The organism is Romboutsia sedimentorum, assembly GCF_030131845.1.
Lineage (GTDB): Bacteria > Bacillota > Clostridia > Peptostreptococcales > Peptostreptococcaceae > Romboutsia_D > Romboutsia_D sedimentorum.
Genome location: NZ_JASKYM010000005.1, coordinates 113,471 through 132,514, shown reverse-complemented (window position 1 = coordinate 132,514; position 19,044 = coordinate 113,471). Strand labels below are relative to the sequence as shown.

The 19,044-nt window shown below is 26.8% G+C and carries 18 protein-coding genes, 1 pseudogene and 2 other annotated features; of the genes and pseudogenes, 3 read left to right on the top strand and 16 right to left on the bottom strand.

Going from position 1 to position 19,044, the window contains the following annotated elements; genetic code table 11:
• Positions 1-194 precede the first annotated feature (194 nt).
• A complete protein-coding gene (gene miaB, locus QOZ84_RS11255; protein WP_284133059.1) occupies positions 195-1,628 on the bottom strand; it encodes a tRNA (N6-isopentenyl adenosine(37)-C2)-methylthiotransferase MiaB in 1,434 nt (477 codons plus the stop codon).
• Positions 1,629-1,821: 193 nt separating this feature from the next.
• Here miaB and QOZ84_RS11250 point away from each other — a divergent pair, with 193 nt between their 5' ends.
• Together QOZ84_RS11250 and QOZ84_RS11245 are read left to right on the top strand one after the other, a co-directional pair.
• Complete coding sequence (locus tag QOZ84_RS11250; RefSeq protein ID WP_284133058.1) at positions 1,822-2,478, top strand: DUF421 domain-containing protein; 657 nt, start codon at positions 1,822-1,824, stop codon at positions 2,476-2,478.
• 20 nt (positions 2,479-2,498) lie between these two features.
• Entirely contained in the window at positions 2,499-2,879 is a 381-nt protein-coding gene (locus QOZ84_RS11245; protein ID WP_284133057.1) for a DUF4363 family protein, read from the top strand.
• A 176-nt stretch (positions 2,880-3,055) separates the two neighbouring features.
• Here the strand turns inward: QOZ84_RS11245 and argH are convergent, their stop codons facing one another.
• The 10 genes from argH to larE form a co-directional block, all read right to left on the bottom strand.
• Entirely contained in the window at positions 3,056-4,372 is a 1,317-nt protein-coding gene (gene argH / locus QOZ84_RS11240; protein ID WP_284133056.1) for an argininosuccinate lyase, read from the bottom strand.
• A gap of 12 nt (positions 4,373-4,384) precedes the next feature.
• Complete coding sequence (locus QOZ84_RS11235; RefSeq protein ID WP_284133055.1) at positions 4,385-5,608, bottom strand: argininosuccinate synthase; 1,224 nt, start codon at positions 5,606-5,608, stop codon at positions 4,385-4,387.
• Between the two features lie 331 nt (positions 5,609-5,939).
• Positions 5,940-6,151, bottom strand: a binding site (T-box leader).
• 80 nt (positions 6,152-6,231) lie between these two features.
• Entirely contained in the window at positions 6,232-6,969 is a 738-nt protein-coding gene (truA, locus tag QOZ84_RS11230; RefSeq protein ID WP_284133054.1) for a tRNA pseudouridine(38-40) synthase TruA, read from the bottom strand.
• A gap of 163 nt (positions 6,970-7,132) precedes the next feature.
• Entirely contained in the window at positions 7,133-8,563 is a 1,431-nt protein-coding gene (locus QOZ84_RS11225; protein WP_284133053.1) for a sensor histidine kinase, read from the bottom strand.
• A 2-nt stretch (positions 8,564-8,565) separates the two neighbouring features.
• Complete coding sequence (gene walR / locus QOZ84_RS11220; RefSeq protein WP_284133052.1) at positions 8,566-9,264, bottom strand: cell wall metabolism DNA-binding response regulator WalR; 699 nt, start codon at positions 9,262-9,264, stop codon at positions 8,566-8,568.
• Positions 9,265-9,286: 22 nt separating this feature from the next.
• Positions 9,287-10,681 (bottom strand): FG-GAP repeat domain-containing protein, encoded by a 1,395-nt coding sequence (locus QOZ84_RS11215; RefSeq protein ID WP_284133051.1) that lies wholly within the window; start codon positions 10,679-10,681, stop codon positions 9,287-9,289.
• A gap of 10 nt (positions 10,682-10,691) precedes the next feature.
• Positions 10,692-11,315 carry an HD domain-containing protein gene (locus QOZ84_RS11210; RefSeq protein ID WP_284133050.1) on the bottom strand — a complete coding sequence of 208 codons (624 nt, stop codon included), beginning with the start codon at positions 11,313-11,315 and terminating at the stop codon, positions 10,692-10,694.
• Between the two features lie 138 nt (positions 11,316-11,453).
• Positions 11,454-12,227, bottom strand: a complete 774-nt coding sequence (locus tag QOZ84_RS11205) for a hypothetical protein (RefSeq protein ID WP_284133049.1) — start codon at positions 12,225-12,227, stop codon at positions 11,454-11,456.
• Positions 12,228-12,296: 69 nt separating this feature from the next.
• Positions 12,297-13,442 carry a THUMP domain-containing class I SAM-dependent RNA methyltransferase gene (locus QOZ84_RS11200; RefSeq protein WP_284133048.1) on the bottom strand — a complete coding sequence of 382 codons (1,146 nt, stop codon included), beginning with the start codon at positions 13,440-13,442 and terminating at the stop codon, positions 12,297-12,299.
• 9 nt (positions 13,443-13,451) lie between these two features.
• Positions 13,452-14,261: an ATP-dependent sacrificial sulfur transferase LarE gene (gene larE, locus QOZ84_RS11195; RefSeq protein ID WP_284133047.1), complete on the bottom strand. Its 810-nt coding sequence runs from the start codon at positions 14,259-14,261 to the stop codon at positions 13,452-13,454.
• Between the two features lie 141 nt (positions 14,262-14,402).
• On the opposite strand from larE, the gene QOZ84_RS11190 reads away from it, so the two are divergent.
• Positions 14,403-14,630, top strand: a complete 228-nt coding sequence (locus tag QOZ84_RS11190) for a hypothetical protein (protein WP_284133046.1) — start codon at positions 14,403-14,405, stop codon at positions 14,628-14,630.
• Positions 14,631-14,687: 57 nt separating this feature from the next.
• On the opposite strand, the pseudogene QOZ84_RS11185 reads toward QOZ84_RS11190, so the two are convergent.
• The 5 genes and pseudogenes from QOZ84_RS11185 to QOZ84_RS11165 all read right to left on the bottom strand — a co-directional run.
• Positions 14,688-14,999, bottom strand: a pseudogene (locus tag QOZ84_RS11185) (Spx/MgsR family RNA polymerase-binding regulatory protein); the annotation flags it as partial.
• A 106-nt stretch (positions 15,000-15,105) separates the two neighbouring features.
• Entirely contained in the window at positions 15,106-15,765 is a 660-nt protein-coding gene (locus tag QOZ84_RS11180; protein ID WP_284133044.1) for an amino acid ABC transporter ATP-binding protein, read from the bottom strand.
• Between the two features lie 5 nt (positions 15,766-15,770).
• Entirely contained in the window at positions 15,771-16,385 is a 615-nt protein-coding gene (locus tag QOZ84_RS11175) for an amino acid ABC transporter permease (RefSeq protein ID WP_284133043.1), read from the bottom strand.
• Positions 16,386-16,412: 27 nt separating this feature from the next.
• A complete protein-coding gene (locus QOZ84_RS11170) occupies positions 16,413-17,210 on the bottom strand; it encodes an amino acid ABC transporter substrate-binding protein (RefSeq protein WP_284133042.1) in 798 nt (265 codons plus the stop codon).
• Positions 17,211-17,326: 116 nt separating this feature from the next.
• Positions 17,327-17,588, bottom strand: a binding site (T-box leader).
• A gap of 75 nt (positions 17,589-17,663) precedes the next feature.
• Positions 17,664-18,962, bottom strand: a complete 1,299-nt coding sequence (locus QOZ84_RS11165) for a hypothetical protein (protein ID WP_284133041.1) — start codon at positions 18,960-18,962, stop codon at positions 17,664-17,666.
• Positions 18,963-19,044 lie beyond the last annotated feature (82 nt).

The following is a 19,044-nucleotide window of genomic DNA, read 5'->3' as shown; positions in this document are numbered from 1 at the left end:
AGTAAGCTTATATTAGCAGATTCTTACATATATCATTTAATATATATGTTTATTATGTGTTTAACTTTTTCACTTTATACACTTGTTTTATCGTTTTGTAGAAATATAAATTTTATATTAATCAACTATTTTATTCAAATAAAAAGGTGTAGATAATTTATTTTCAAATAAATTATCTACACCTTTTTTGTTTTTTACTTAACTATTAACCCATTTAATGAAAATGTATTAGCACTAGTTATGTTTACCATAACTAATTTTCCTGCTAATTCTATTTCGTCAGCTTCAAAGTTTACTAACTTGTTTTGTCTCGTTCTACCAGTAAATTTAGTATTATCATTTTTACTTTTCCCTTCAACTAATACTTCAACTGATTTTCCAATATAATTTTTATTTATATCTGCACATATTTCATTTACTTTATTTAATACTTTATTAAATCTTTCATGTTTTATATCCTCTGGTATTTGATCTGGCATCTGTGCAGCAGGAGTACCTTTTCTCTTTGAGTATATAAATGTAAATGCGGAGTCATATCTTACTTTTTCTACTACATCTATAGTATCTAATAAATCGTTTTCAGTTTCTCCAGGGAAACCTATCATTAAATCTGTAGAAAATGCAATATCTTTAACTTCATTTCTAGCCTTTTCTATTATATCTAAATAATATTCTTTAGTATAATGTCTATTCATTCTTTTAAGTAACGGAGTGCTTCCACATTGAATTGGTAGGTGTAGATACTCACACACCTTATCACAATCTCTCATTGCATATATAACTTCATCAGATATATCTTTAGGGTGAGATGTCATAAATCTAATTCTTTCTATTCCTTGTACTTCATTTACCATTCTTAAAAGTTTATCAAATGTTATAGACTCGTCTAAGGTCTTTCCATAAGAATCAACGTTTTGACCTAATAATGTAATTTCTTTTGTTCCATTTGCCGCTAATTCTTTTATTTCGCTTATTATGTCTTCAGATGCTCTACTTCGCTCTCTACCTCTTGTATAAGGAACTATGCAATAAGTACAAAAATTATTACATCCATACATTATGTTTACAAAAGCTTTAAGTTCAAATTTTCTAGTACTTCTAAGACCTTCTACAACTTCACCATCAACATCCCATACATCTACTAACATTTTTTTAGTATCCATTGAATTTGTTAATAATTCAGGAAATTTATATAAATTATGTGTCCCAAAAACTAAATCTACATGTCTATACTTTGATTTTAATTCTTTAACCACATGAGGCTGTTGCATCATACATCCGCAAACAGCTATTTTCAGATCAGGATTTTTTCTTTTTTCAAGTTTTAATTGTCCAAGGTTTCCATAAACTTTAAGTTCTGCATTTTCTCTTACTGCGCATGTATTGTATATTATTAAATCACATTCTCCAGCAGTAATTCCTCTTTCATATCCCATCTCCTCAAGCATTGCACATAAATTTTCAGAATCATGTTCATTCATTTGACATCCAAATGTTTGTATTAAATATCTTGGTTTAGAACTATGTATAGCATAATATCTTGAATTTTGCTCTGCTATTGCTTCTATAAATCTATCTTGTTCTTGGATTTTTTCTATAGGAACCTGTACTTGTTTTCTTTTACTCATTTATCTTCCCCCCATTATTGCTTTGTTTACATTAAATATTACTTAAATTATTTTATATTACTTAAATATAGTATTAAAGCTTATTATATCAAATTTGCATCAAATTTTAAAGATATTCAGTTTAAGTTTTGTGCATCAATATTTATATATAGGCCATACTAATTTATTATATGATTTTGAAAGGATGCTAATAATGATTGTAGTATTAATAAGAAGTATTTTGCTATACATAGTCGTTTTAATAGGCTTAAGAATTATGGGAAAAGGTGAGATAGCTGAAATGAACTCATTCGATTTAGTTATAACACTTTTAATTGCTGAAGTAGCTGCTGTACCTATGGAAAACAACAACATACCTATAGTCAACGGTATAGCTGCTGTTACTGGACTTGTATTTATGCAAATAGTAATTTCATATCTAGCTTTAAAAAGTAGAACCGTTAGAGTATTTTTATCTGGCAAACCATCTATTTTAATTGAAAAAGGTGAAATAAACTTTAAAATACTAAAAAAGGAAAGAGTTACAATTGATGAACTACTAGAACAACTTAGAATTTTAGGTTATTTTAAAATTTCAGATGTTCAATATGCAATACTTGAAACTGATGGTAATTTAAGTGTGCTTCCAAGTTCTTCATATAATAGTACTCCTGCTTGTGAATTTAATCATCTCCCTCTATCCTTAATAATAGACGGTCAAATTATAAATAATAACATTAAGATTATTAATAAAGATATTAATTGGCTATTTGAAGTTTTAAATTCTAATCAAATTGAAAATGTTAAAGATGTTCTTCTTTTAACTATAGATGAAAATGATAAAGTTGCTATTCAAAAAAAGAAAATTTAAAATATACTGAGGTGAACATTTTGAAGTCTTTAATTTACGCATTAATATTTACATTCTTGTTTGTAGTATTTGGACTACATATAAATAGTGAAATTCAAGAATTTACAGATATATATACATCTAGAGCTGAGAGTATAACAACTTATATAAAAAAAGATGATTGGGAAAATACAAGAATTGAATTAGAAAAATATCATGAAGACTTTCATCAAGAAAAGGAAAGATGGTATAAAATACTACATCATGAGTATTTTGATAATATATGTTTATACTTAGATATTTTAGATAATTCCGTTTTTTGTAATGACAAATCTATGTCTCTTGAGCAACTAGTTCATATAAGAAAAACTTTAAATAATATACTAGAAAGTGAAAAATGTGATTTGAACCATATTTTCTAAATTTATAATAAATGTACATAGTTTTATAAATATAATCTTGAATAGCTTATATTACTGAAAATAATCAATTCCTATAATATAAGCTATTTATTTTAATTACTAATAATGTTATATTTCATTAAATTTTTATGTTTAGTTTTAAAATTGATATATTTAACTTAGCTCTTATTATTTCTTTATAATATATATTTTTTTATACCTTTATTTAAAATATTTTTATAATCTATAAACTCATATATATCTTCTTTAAATAATTCACAGAATTTATATAATTCATCTAAACTTAACTCATCTATAGCCTTATCATTATCTTCACAATAAATTACAATACTTCCAACAATACCATGTGCATCTCTAAAAGCTACACCGTTTTTAACTAAATAGTCTGCAACTTCAGTAGCATTTAAAAAACCATGACTTACGGCTTTTTTCATATTGACTTCATTCACTGTGATAGTAGATATCATTTTTTCCATAACTGAAATACACATTTCTATTGTGTTTATACTATCAAAGAATCCTTCTTTATCTTCTTGCATATCTTTATTATAAGCAAGCGGTAACCCTTTCATGACTGTAAGTAACCCAAATAAATTTCCATATACCCTACCAGTTTTTCCTCTTATCAATTCTGCACCATCAGGATTTTTTTTCTGTGGCATTATACTGCTTCCTGTCGTATACAAATCATCTATTTCTATAAATCTAAATTCTTGGCTACTCCATAAAATTAACTCTTCACTTAATCTACTTAAATGCATCATTATTATAGAAAAATCACTCATAAGCTCTAATAAATAATCTCTGTCACTTACTCCATCCATATAATTTTCTACTATTCTTTTAAATCCTAGTTTTTCTTTAGTTATATTTCTATCTATATTATGAGTAGTTCCAGCTAAAGCACCGCATCCTAAAGGGCATTCATCTAATATTTCTAGTGCATTTTTCAATCTTTTTTCATCTCTATCAAACATATTATAATATGCCATAAAATGATGTTTAAAAGTAACCACTTGAGCTCTTTGAAGATGTGTATACCCCGGCATAATTACACAGTTTTTATCTGCAACTATTTTTACAGTTTTTTTAAGGTTTGAAATCAATTCTATTAAACTAATAGTTTTTTCCTTCGCATATAATCTCATATCGGTTGCTACTTGATCATTTCTACTACGTGCTGTATGAAGTTTTTTACCTACTTCACCAACTCTTTGTATTAGATTTATTTCTATAAAGCTATGTATATCTTCATAATTTCCTTCTAACTTTATTACTCCATTATATATATCTTCTTGTATACTATTTAATCCATCAATTATAGTTATCCCTTCTTCTTCTGTTAATAGGTTACAATGAACTTGCATATATACATGTGCTATACTTCCTTCAATATCTTTTTTATATAAAATATGATCATAATCAAATGATTTATTAAATTCTTCCATAAGTTTATTTTCTTCTTTTCTAAATCTTCCGCCCCACAGTTTCATATTCATCACCTCTTAACTTATATCTTCATATTTATTTTCTTTATTTATTTTCTTCATAGCTTTAATTTTAAGAGGTAATGTAAATAAATTTATAAACCCTTGTGCATCTTTATGGTCATATAATTCGCTATCTCCAAATGATGATATAGAATAATCATAAAGAGCATTTTCTGTAAATATACCTGCAGGTTTTATAAATCCTTTGTAAAGTTTCATTTTAACAGTTCCAGATACATTCTCTTGTGTTTCGTCTATAAATGCATCTATTGCCTCTCTTATCTTTGAATACCATAAACCATTATATATAAGTTCTCCATATTTTAATGACACCATCTGTTTAAAATGTAGAGCCTCTTTATCTAAAGTTGCACTTTCTAATATATTATGTGCTTCATAAAGTATTGTACCTCCTGGAGTCTCATATATTCCTCTTGATTTCATTCCAACTAATCTATTTTCAATTATGTCAATTACTCCAATTCCATGCTTTGAACCTATCTCATTTAAGACTTTTACTATTTCTACAGGTGAAAGTTTTTTGCCATTTATTTTTGTTGGAATTCCTTTTTCAAAATATATTTCAATATATTCAGGTGTATTGGTTGCTTTTTCTAATGGTAAGCATTTTTTATATACATGATTTTGATGTTCATTTTCTAGATATTCTATATCTCCACCTTCAGTAGATGTATGCCAAAGATTTGCATCGACTGAATATATTTTTTCTTTAGTTACAGTTATAGGAATATTGTTCTTATTTGCATATTCTATAGCATCTTCTCTTGACTTTATATCCCATATTCTCCATGGTGCTATAATCTTTATAGTCGGGTCAAGCGCCGCTATTGAAGCTTCAAATCTCACTTGGTCATTTCCTTTCCCTGTGCATCCATGACATATATATTTTGCACCTTCTAAATGTGCCACTTCTACTAATCTTTTAGCTATTATTGGTCTTGCTAATGATGTTCCAAGCAAGTACTTTCCTTCATATTTTGCCTCAGCTTTTATTGCTTTAAAAATAGTTTCTGTTACAAATTTTTCACTTAAATCATCTACATATACCTTTGCTGCGCCACTTTTCAAAGCTTTTTCATAAACTTCTACCATATTCTCCTCTTGACCTACATTTACAGATACTGCTATTACCTCTATATCATAGTTTTCTTTTAACCATGGTATTATTATAGATGTATCTAATCCTCCTGAATATGCCAATACAACTTTCTCTTTCATTATTTAGTCCTCCAAAATTTTTATTTTTTAAAATGCTATTATAATTTATTATTTTTTATAAAAAAAACGGTTTCTTCAACTCTAATTAATTTTTATATGATTTGCGCAAATCGATATAGTATTTTGCATATTGTATTCAATAAGTAATTACTTTTATCTTAATCATTAATTAATATAATTAACATTCTAATATTATTATGAATACAAAAAACCCCTTAGTATAAAATACTAAGAGGCGAATTTCCGCGGTACCACTCTTATTGATAATAATCCTTTCAAATATAGCAAATAACACTAAATAAAAATATAAAAAAACGCCTCTTGGTTAAAACCAAGAGACGAATATTATCCGCGTTACCACTCTAGTTGATAAAATTTAATTATCCACTCTTTCTCTTAAGGCGAGACTATCCTACTGCCATACTATAATTTTCCTGCAGTATTCTCCAAAGTTCTCTTCACTTAAATATTTTTACTAGGCTTCCACCATCCCCAGCTCTCTATAAAATTTATTTAAATTACTTTCTTTTTCATAGAATCTAAATTATTTAAATTTGATTTGTTTTTTAAATAATAACTTAGTTCATTTAAAATGTCAACTATATTTTTTATATTTATATAAATTAATATTTTACTTTATATAAATATAAACCTTTTGCAGGTGCTGTTTCAGATGCTACAGTTCTATCTTTAGCTTCTAACATATACTTCACATCATTAACACTCTTTTTTCTTAATCCAGCATCAATTAATGTTCCAGATATAATTCTTACCATGTTATATAAGAATCCATCACCTTCAACATAAATTTCTATTGTGTTATTATTTTCTTGTATTTCTATTGAATGTATATTTCTCATATTAGATTTTTTCTTAGATTTTGATGAAACAAAGCTAGTGAAGTCATGCTCTCCAACTAATTCTTTACTAGCTTCTTTCATTAAATTCACATCTAATTTTCTTGCTATATGAGTAGTATACTTTTTAGCAAATGGGTCATGAGCTTCATTATTGTATATTTTATATAAATATACTTTTGATTTTGCATTGTATCTAGAATGGAATCTTTCTTCAACTTCTTCTAAATTTGTTACAACAATATCTTCTGGTAAGTATTCATATAAGTAAGTTTTAATTTTCTTTAAAGATAATTCAGTATTTGTTTTAAAGTTTGCAACTTGACCATAAGCATGAACTCCCATATCTGTTCTTCCTGAACCTACTATTTCTATAGGTTCTTCAGTCATCTTTCTAAGTACACTTTCTATTTTTCCTTGTATTGTCATATCATTATCTTGAAGCCTTTGAAATCCTTTGTATCTTGATCCATCGTATTTAATTGTCATTTTTATATTTCTCATCTAGTCCTCTTTCTACTAATAACTATTCATTATAAATCTTATTTTATAATATATTATTTTTATATTTTATTTTTGCAACTAAAGTTTCCTATATTATGTAGTTTTTACATTACAAAATAGGATATACTCTTTTCAGTATATCCTATTTTTCTACAATTTAATACTATATTGATTCAATTAATTTATTTTTTATAGTAATTGTTATAGTTGTACCTATATCCTTTTGACTTTGTAATATCATATTCCCACCATGAAGTTTAACTATTTCATGACTTATTGCAAGCCCTAATCCACTTCCAGCCTTATTATAATCTTCTTGGAAAAATTTATCTAATACTTTATCTAAGTTTTCAGTTTCTATTCCACAACCATCATCTATAACTTTTATAGTTGTAAATTCCTCACCTTGAGATGCTACAAGTTTTACATATCCACCTTCACTAGTGAATTTTATAGCATTTTGTACTAAGTTTATTAAAACTTGTCTTAATCTATTTTTATCACCTTGTACATTTTCAATAGCTTCATCTTCAAATTCACAACTCAAACTTATATTTTTTTCTGCTGATTTTACTTTAAGCTGGTTTACAACACTTACTACTAAGTTTTTAATATCAACCATATCTATTTGAAGTTTAATTCTGTCAGATGACAAACGTGAAAAGTCTAGTAATTCTGTTACAAGCTTTATAAGCCTTTCCGTTTCATCTTGGATTATTCCAAGACCTAAATCTAGTTCATCTTGTGTTATACCTTCATACGCTAAAGTTTCACTCCATCCCTTTATAGATGTAAGTGGTGTTCTAAGTTCATGAGATATAGAAGATATAAATTCTTCTTTTAATTTCTCACTTTTATCAATTTCCGCTGCCATATGTTCAAAGGTTTGAGCTAAATCTCCAATTTCATCGTCTGATATATTTGTATTTTTAAGTTTTATACTATAGTTTCCATGTGCTAACTCATTTGCAAATTGTTTTAACTCTCTAAGTGGCTGAATTAAAGTTTCTGCAAATCTAAGACTTAAAGATATAGCTATAAGTAAAATGCATATACCTGCTAATATAAGACCTAATGTTAATTTAAATATCGTGGTATCTATTTTATCTAAAGATACTGTATACCTTACAACACCTTCTATTATATTATTTGTCTTAAGTGGAACAGATATACTCATTACATGTTCCTTTGTAGATGCTATTCTGTACGTATGTGGCGTTAACTCTTTAGTATCATTTAAAGCCCTCTCTACATCTTCAAAGTCAGCTTTTTCTTTCACTTTAAAACCATATGAATCTAATATTATATTTTTATTTTTATCTATTATTTGAATAGCATATTTAGATTTAGACCCTACATTTTCTTTATCAATTATATTCTTTGCTTTTATTTCAAAACTACTACCTTCTTGTGTTATAGTGTTATACACTGCAGTTGTGTAATCCACTTGACCTTTTAAACTTTGCCTTACATAGTCATAGTAGTAATTTTGAATATAAAATATAAATAAACCTTCAAATAATGCTACTGTTATAATAATTATTGTAAAATAATTTTTAATTATCTTTTTTCTTAACCCTTCAAAATGTAACAATATTAGTCTTCCTTTCTAAAACAATATCCATACCCCCAAATAGTTTGTATATATTTAGGTTTTGATGGGTCATCTTCTATTTTATTTCTTATTCTTCTTATATTTACATCTACTATTTTAAAATCATATAGATAGTTAGTTCCCCAAACTTCATCAAGTATTTGGTCTCTACTTAATGATTGTTTTGCATTTGTCATTAAATATTTTACTATTGAAAACTCAGTTGGAGTAAGCTCTATTTCATTGCTATTTTTAAATAATTTTCTCTTATCTAAGTCTAATACAAAGGGTGCTGATACTATTTCACTACTTTTTGTATTGTTTTCATCTTTTTTAATTCTTCTAAGTAACGCTGATACTCTTACTAATAGTTCTTTTATGCTAAATGGTTTTATTATGTAATCATCTGCACCAGATATAAACCCTTCTATTTTGTCGTCTTCTTGAGCCTTTGCCGTAAGCATTATTATTCCAACTTGATCAAAATTTTGTCTTATAAATTTACATACGTCTATTCCACTCATATCAGGAAGCATTACATCAAGTAGTGCTAGTTTTATATCTTTTTCACTAGTCATTTTTTCTATAGCTTCTTGTCCAGTTCCTGCTTCTATTATTTCATAACCTTCTCTTTTTAAGTTTATACTTACAAAACTTCTAATTCCTATTTCATCTTCTAATATTAATATTTTTTCCTTCATTTATTAATCCTCCCAATAAATATTAGTATATTAATGAGAAATTTTCTCTTAACGCCTCTGTATTTATTTTTAATTTTTTTAATTCTTGTAAATCATCTTGATATAAAACAAAGTTATATTCATCAGTTTCCTTAAGTAGAATACCATTTGAAGTTGATGAATTTTTTTTATCTTCTATAAGCTTTTTATTTATTACAGATATAGTAAATAAATTTTTAGATTCTCCGCTTACTACATCATAATAATAAAATTTAAACAATACTTCGTTTCCTTTGTTTTGTGGTGCCTGTTGTACATCAATTTTATTTGCTAGGTTATTAGGTATAAATACTTTGTAATTATATTGATAATTATAATATATTTGGCTTATAAACACTAATCCTGATTTTTCTTTTTCTTTCCCATTCCATTTATACCAACTTATTTGAGCTGATGTCTTTTGAGTATAAATATTTCCACTTCCCTTTACTATCGGTATATCCACTACATTATCATCATCAATATCTTCTGTTGGTATATAATATGGCTTGGTTAAATTTTTATCGTTATAATTGAATGCTTTGTTTATTTTTTTATCCTTAACATATATTATCTGCGTCATGTAATTATTATCTTGAATCATTGGTATATCTAGTATTACACCTTTTTTCTCTTTTGTAACATCTCCTATTTTTTCTTTTGAGATAGTTCCTATTGTAATATATAAATTATTTAATCCTTTTACATCCTCAAACTCTGTAGAATCTATTAATTGTAATTCTTTTGTGAAATTTGCTAAACTTGTATATACCTTACTACTTTTAGAGTCATAGTGAAGTAATAAAATATCTAGTTTATCATCATCATCAATATATCCAATTTTTATTTTTAAATCTAATAAATTTTCTCTTTCTTTTATCCACGTTGGGTCTAAAGTATATATTTTTTTAATTTCATCGTTTTTAAAAGAATATATATGCATATTTGTTTTATTTACATCTTTAATTAACAATATTATTTCTTTATATCCATCATTATTTAAATCATAAAAATTAGCATATTCTATAGAATCTCCACTTTGCAATATATTGCCTTTATCTGTGTAAGCCCCATATTTGTTTTTGCTTAAAACTACAAATCCTACTTCATTTTTATTTTCACTTAAATTTTCTTTCTTTTCAAAGGCTACTAACTCCTTTACTCCATCTCCATCTAAATCTACTTCATTTATTTTACCAACTTCACTTGAATTAGATGGTAAGATTAATGAAGAATTTTGTGGAAGTAGCTGTTTTATTCCTTTGTACAGTATTTCATTATTTTCATCACAAATAGGTTTATCTTTAATAAGCTCTTCCGGAGATTCTGAATTAATACTACACCCAGTTGTTAAAAGTACTATCAAACTAGCACAGGTTATTAACTTAAATAATTTCATCTATTATCTCCTATTCCATCTCTTGTTTACAGTACTCCTCAAATTTTTCAATATTTTGTTTTTCTTTTTCAATACCTTGTTCATTCAATTTACCTCTTCCTAATCTATCACAAAATGAAAGTAGTGCCACTTCTTTATATTCTACATCATTTAACATGTTTTGTGGTTCAAAAAATGGAAGATTTTTATCAAAAAATAAAGGTTGCATATGCCATCTTATTAATTTAGAAACTTTTTCATTAAATTCTTGATCCTCTGTTAGTGATTTCAAAAAGTTTAATCCTATTTTTTCTCCTTCTACATCATGATTATAAGATGTAATTCTACCTTTTCTTATTTTAGTTGTAGTCAACTTTCCTATATCATGAAGTAATGCTGACCACATAAATACTTTTTTATTTCTTGATAATTCTTTTACCTCACTTGCCATATCTACTACTAATAATATATGGTTTAAAACACTACCTTCAGGATGAAATTTAGGGTTTTGATCTATCAGTCCTAAGCTTTTTATATCATTGAAAGGCTTTTTATCAAATTTACCTTCCTTTATTAGACGCTTAATATCCTCAGAAGGTTTCATACTTTTCAATAAAATTTCGTTAACTTCATTAAATATTTCATTAGATTTCATATATTTTACCTCTTCTTTGGTTTTATTTTGATATTTTTTACTTATTAAATCTATTTTCTCATATATTTATGCAAAATAAAAGCCTAGTATTTTTACTAAGCTTTTATTTTATATTTTCTCACTATTTAGTTAATTTATTTAGTTTTTAGGAAATTTATCTTCTGACCAAATTAAATTTTCAAACTTATTTTTCACTTTTTCTTCAACTTCTTTTTCTTCTTTTATTTCTTGTGCTTTTTTTATTTGTGTTTCTTGTGCATCTTCAGTGTTTCTAAATGTAACAGCATTAAAATCATCTTCAGTGGTATAATTTGTTTCACTATCTTGTTCTATGATTCTCTTTGCTTCACTGCTATTTTCTTTATTAGAAGGTCTAACTCTTTTTTTCTTAGATCCCAAGCTTGAGTTTTTATTACTTTTAATTAGCTTGCTATTTTCTTCTATTTTTGAATTTTCTTTAGTTTCCTCTATGTTACTTTGTGAGGCTTTTTTTAACTTGTTTGTTTTGTTTGTTTTTGTATTCTTATTATTTTTTTTATTTGACACTTTTTCACTTGCCTGCTTTTCGCTACTATGTTTCTTATTTTTTTCTTTGCTGTTGTTTTTTATATCTTCGTGGCTATTGCCTTTGTTTTGTTTATTCTCTTGTTGAGAATTTTTGCTATCTTTTTTAGGTTTTGACTTGGAAGATGATTTTTTACCACCTAATCCTAAGTTTAGTTTTATTCCAGATGATTTTTTAGATTTAGGTTTTGATTGTTCTTTGCTTTCTAATCCAAAATCATGTCTCTTTTCTTCAGGTACTAAGTCATTTAATATTATTTCATTAAAATCTTCTTGGTATTTGGTTTTACTTGCTAATTTTTTTTCTTTAGATGCCTTTTTTCTATTTTTGCCATTCATTCTAAACATAACGACACCCCCTTAAAATACTCTTTCTATTATATATATTATATTAAGGGGGTAAATATCATCATTTTATTAAATTTTTTTAGGAGGCCTTGATCCTATATATTGATACAAGTTAGTTTTTAACATACCATTGTATAATTTTCTTCTTTTGTCTGCTTCTCTTCCAAATTCATCTTCAAATTCTTCGTATGAAGTTATCAGATAGTAAGACCAGTTTTTAAGTTCTCTAAATGTGTAGCCTAAATTCTTATAAAGAGCTTGAACTGTTTCTTTATCTTCAAGTCTTTCTCCATATGGTGGATTCGTAACTATAAATCCATATTCTTCATCACTTTTAAAATCTAGGGCATTTGCTACATTAAACTCTATATATTCACTTACACCCGCTATTTCCGCATTTTCCTTTGCTATCTCTATAGCTTCTTCATCTATGTCATATCCGTATATTTTAAACTCTACATCTTCATCTATCTTATCATAAGCTTCTTTTCTTATATCCCACCAAATTTTTTTATCTAAAGTTCTCCACTTCTCAGATATAAAGTTACGATTAAGGCCTGGTGCCATATTTATTCCCATCATAGCAGCTTCTATTAAAAGAGTTCCTGATCCACACATAGGATCAACTAGTGTTCTACCTGGTCTCCATGGGTTTAAGTACATTATCCCTGAAGCTAAAGTCTCTCTTATAGGTGCTTTATTAGCTTTTTCTCTGTATCCTCTTTTATGAAGAGCATCTCCTGTTGTATCTATAGATATTGTTACTTTATCTTTATGTATAAAAACATATACTGGATACTTCTCTTTATCTTCTTTTATAAGTCCATCTTCTAAGTAACTTTTCTTTAAACTTTCAACTATAGCTTTTTTTACAATTGATTGTATATCCGATGTACTATATAACTTTGATTTTATTGAAGATGCCTTAGATACTGGAAATTGTGCTCCATAAGGAATATATTTTGACCAGTCAATTCTTTTAGTACCTTCAAATAGTTCATCAAAGCTTTTAGCTTCAAATTCTGCAACTTTAAGATTTACTCTTTCTGCACATCTAAGCCACATGTTAGCTTTTGCTATACCATCTTCGCCTGTTTTGTATGTAATTCTTCCATCTTCAGTTTTTAGTATTTCAAATCCTAATTCTTTTATTTCTCTTGCTAACATCTTTTCCATACCAAAAAAGCAAGGTGATAATAATGTATAGTTTTTCATGTCGTCCTCCTATTTTTGTATCGCTTTATTCATGCTACCCATTTCGTATCCTGCCATATCTAAGGTAACATATTTAAATCCGATTTCTTTTAATTTATTATTCGTTTTATTTAATTTATCTTCACTAAAGAATTTATGTATTTCATCTTTGCCTACTTCAATTCTAGCTATATCTTCATGAATTCTTACTCTGAATTGTTCAAACCCTAGTTCTATTAAGTATTCTTCACTTTTTTCTATTTTTCTAAGCACTTCTTTTGTAATTTTTGTTCCATATGGAATTCTAGTTGCAAGACATGCAAAAGCAGGTTTATTAAATGTTTTAAGGTTCATTTTTTTTGATAATATTCTTATATCTTCTTTAGTTAAATTACACTCTTTTAATGGACTAATTATGTTGAGTTCTTCTAGTGCCTTAAGTCCAGGTCTATAGTCTCCTAAATCATCTAAATTAGTTCCATCTACTACATATTTTATATTATGTTCTTTTGCTACTGATTTTATTTTTTCAAATACTGTTTTTTTACAGTAATAACATCTTTGTATATTATTTTCTATAAACTCTTTCACTTCAAAATTTTCAACATTTACTACAATATGATTAACCCCAAATTCCTTAGCATATTGTCTAGCTTCTTCAATCTCTCTTTGTGAGTGCATCATAGCATGAAGGGTTACTGCAACAACATTATCTCCTAGTGTATCTTTTGCTACCTTAAGTAAGAAATTACTGTCTACCCCACCTGAGTAAGCAACTGCTATACTTTCTAATTCTAATAGTCTAGCCTTAAGTTTTTCTAGTTTTTTACTTACTTCCATAATATTTAACCTCCAAAAAAGCATAATAAGCTAATTATATAAAATATATGGCTATAAATCAAATTTAAATTTATAGACAGTGTTCAAAATTGAAATTTATGGGTAATTATTGTATTATATAATTAATTAGGGGTGATGACAATGAATATTAATTACGACATCTTACAAAACTTACTTAGATGTAACAAAAATTTAAAATTAAAATTTAGGGGAGATAGTACTATTTTAGATGTGCTACTTTATACTGAAGTAATATTAACTTTAGAATTAGAGTCTAGTGATTTAACTAAATATAGTAAACTTATTTATGAAAGTATCCTAGACCTAGAAGGTATAACTATTTATATACCTAAAATATATATCAAATAAAATCAATAGCGTACATTTAAGTACGCTATTGATTCATATAAATCGTATTTTACATGTTTATAACAATTTTTTTGCCCACTCCTCTGGTTTAAATCCTATAACAACATTTTTGCCATCAAATGCTATAGGCCTTTTTATAAGCATACCATCACTAGATAATATACCTAAAAGCTTATCATCAGATTCGCTTTTAACTATATCTTTTAAGCCTAATTCTCTATATCTAACTCCACTAGCATTAAAGAATTTTTTTATATCATATCCGCTAATTTTATACATTTCATTAAGTTCTTCTTTAGTAGGAGGTATTTTTACCATTTCAATATCTTCAAATTCTAAATTATTTTCTTTAAGCCAATCCTTAGCTTTTTTAACAGTAGATCATTTTGAGTATCCATAAATTTTTATCATTTCAATCATCCTTTGCTATTTATTATGTTTTATTTATACCCACCTTTGTTTTTCTTAATCAAACCTATTTAGAAATAACTACTTCAATTTCTCCATTATTAATATTTATTATTTTGTCACATACTTCATTTGCAAAATCAACATCGTGTGTAATTATTAGTATTGTCATGCCATTTGATTTTAGTTTATTCATTATATTGACAACATTTTTTATAGTATCTTTATCTAGTGCTGAAGTTGGCTCATCAAAACAAAGTACTTTTGGCATTAATGCACATGCTCTTGCTATTGCTACTCTTTGTTGTTGCCCTCCTGATAACTCACAAGGATATGAATCTATCTTATTTTCTAAATCTACTAATTTCAAAAGTTCTTTTGCACTTTTTATAGCTTCTTGCTTTTTTATTTTAAATATATTTACAGGTGATTGTATTATGTTTTCAAGTACATTTAAATGAGGGAATAAATTGAAATTTTGAAATACCATTCCTACCTTTCCCCTTAACTTATATATATCTTTAGAGGTATCTATAATTTTTCCATCTACTATAATTTGTCCACTATCAAAATTTTCAAGCCCATTTATACATCTAAGTATCGTAGTTTTACCTGCACCTGACTTACCAAGTAAAACTCCTATTTCACCTTTATTTAATTCAAATGAAATATTATTAAGAACTTTATTTTTATTAAATGATTTATTTAAATTACTAACTTTTAGCATATTTACTACCCCCTATAATATGAATATTTTTTTTCAATAACTTTAAACACTTGAGTAATAATACCTATAAATAAAAGATATATTAGTGCTGCATGCATTAAAGGAACTAAACTAACATCCCTATTAGATGCTATTTGCGCTACTCTTAAAATATCATTAAGACCCAGTATATAAACTAATGACGTATCTTTTACTAATGTAGTAACTTCATTTGTCATTGCCGGAAGTATTCTCTTTATAGCCTGAGGGAATATTATTCTTTTATACATATTAAATTTATCAAAACCTAATACTAAAGATGCCTCATATTGTCCTTTATCTATCGACTGTATGCCACCTCTAAATATCTCAGCAAAGTATACCGCATAATTTAAAGAAAACGCAATTACTGCTACAGCAAATCGATCAAACACTATTCCTACTATTGGTAAACCAAAGAATATAAAAATTAATTGTAATAGTAAAGGTGTTCCTCTCACTATAAGTATATATCCTTTGCTAATTGCACTTATTAATTTATTGTTAGAATTTCTTAAAAAAGAAATTATTATGCCTAGTGGTATTGAAATTACTAGTGTCAAAACAAACACTGATAAAACTATTTTAATTCCTTCAATCATTTTTTATCACTCCTCCATATGCTTATATTATTTAAACCATTTACTATAAATTTTATCAAAAGATCTATCATTTTTTACATCATTTAGTGTCATATCAACCTTATCTCTAAGTTTAGAGTTGTCTTTTTTAAATGCTACTACATAACTTTCTTCTCCAAAATTATCTTGTAGTATATTGTACTTTTGATCCCCCTTCTTGCTTATATAATATCTAACTAAATTTTCATCAGATACTATTGCATCAGTTCTTCCTACTTCTAAATCTCTAATAGCATTGTCATACGTATCATAAAGTATTGGAGCTTTATTATCTAATTTATTAACAAAGTCTGCTTGTTTTTCTATAGCTTCTAATGCACTAGATCCTTGCTGAATTCCTAATTTTTTACCTTTTAAATCTTTTTTTGTTTTTATATTAGAATCTTTCATTGTAACTATAACTTGTTTATTTTCTAAATATGGTTTTGTATATGTTACAACTTTTTTTCTTTCATCTGATAAAGAGTATCCATTCCATATAGCATCAATATTACCTGAATTAAGTTCAGTTTCTTTCATTGCCCAATCTATAGGTTGAAATTTAACATTAATGTTTAACCTATAGAATACTTCTTTTGCTAAATCAACATCAAATCCAACTAATTCTCCATTTTCATCTGAAAATCCCATTGGAACAAAGGTATTATCTAGTCCTACTATAACTTGTTGTTTATTTTTAGAATTTGTATTATCTCCACTTTTATTTTCCTTTGCACATCCTATTGTTCCAAATGTAGATACTGCAATCATTGAAATTACAGCCATTTTTTTTAATATATTTTTCATATCTTTTCCTCCATTTTTTAGTTCAATTTATATTTAGTAAAGTTTTATTTATTAATATAAAGTCTTCGCGCGCGTAAAGAATTACATTAAAAAAGCTCCCGCCTATAGCTTAATAGCTAAAGGACGGGAGCTAACTCTCGTGGTTCCACCTTTTTTTATTAGTACCTCACAGCACTAACCTCTTTGAGTACGACAAATAAATGTTTATACTCTAGCACTATAACGGGTGCAGGGATTCCGGAAACAGCCTACTAAAATATAATTCTTTCGGTGTTCTGCTCAAAGATGTGTTCAAAATAAAATCTAATGCTCCTCTCACCAACCGGAAACTCTCTTTTTAAGATTTTTACTTTTACTCTTTCTTATCATTACATTTTTTATATAATTCTTTATTATAAAAACAAATTATAGAGTATTAAACAATGTATGTCAATATTTTTTTAATCTTTCCATTTAATTCCAAGGTACTACTTCTACTTCTCCAAACCATCTTTCACTAAGTCTATTTGAATATTCACCTTTATATCCTATAAAAGCTAATAATATCAATTCTACATATTTAGTTCCAATTTGAATTATATTCCACATATCCTCAACATTTAGGGTAGCTCTATTATCCCTTCTTGTTGGGTGAACTATTTTATTTCTAAAATAAATAACTAAATCTACACCATCATCAAACCTAGATTTTATCCAATCATCAAACAATTCTAATTCATCGTTTCCATATTGAATTTTACATATATCTAAAACTATTTTAATGTTTTTAGATGCACTATTTAAGTCAAAGTCCTCATCAGATAATAAATTTTCTTGTTCCACTAAAATAATATATGATAAAGTTTCTAGAGCAATTTGTATAGATATTATGTTATTTTCTATTGTAATATCCCCAAGTGATTCTATATACCAATCTATAACATGTTTTATTGCCGGTCCACAATATCCATCTTCTAGTTTTTTGCACATAAGCGACATATATTTTTCTATATTATGATGGTTAGAAAGTGTATCTGTCCATGTAGGAACAAACTTAAATGGAGTTATTATATTTTCAGTCCAAAGCCTAAATACATTGTTATTATTTTGATATCCTTTTACTAAACAAATTCCAACGTATCTTCCACACATAAAACTAAGTGCATACGATATACGGTCTATAAAATCTATCATGTTATTAGTTCTAAATAACTTATTATCTTTCCTTTTAATTCTTCCGATATGGGTTATTATAGTACCCGATTTTGATTTTAGCTCTTCATTTAGCTCTTTTCTATAATCATATCTTTTATCTATTATTATAGTAAAATCATTTATATCAAATTGTATTCTTCCTGCGAACAACTTATCCACGTGTTTTATAAGTGTTCCTGGAAACTTGTCCAAATTAATTATATGAAAATCAATATACTCTACGTAAGAATTTTTAGATTTTATATAATTATCATTTGTGTATCCTTCTATGTTAAAATCATTTATGGAGTTTACTGTTATAGACATAGGCTTATACCCATACATTTCAAGTATAGCATTATCATAATCTAACTCTAAATCGATCTCTTCATCTTCAACCGATACTATCTGAGCTTTAAAATTTATAGATACTGGAGGTGTCATTTTGTAATATATAATTCCACTACATTTATACTTTTTGTCTAAATAAATGCAAAATCTGCCTTCATAAATACTGATATCTTCGTCTACTTTATACCTAAAATAATCCGACGATATAGCATTGTTAACTACCTTCATAACTAGCCCACCTTTACTTTCATATAATACTATTTCATTATATCATAATAGGTTAAACAATATCTAATTTAATAAATATTTA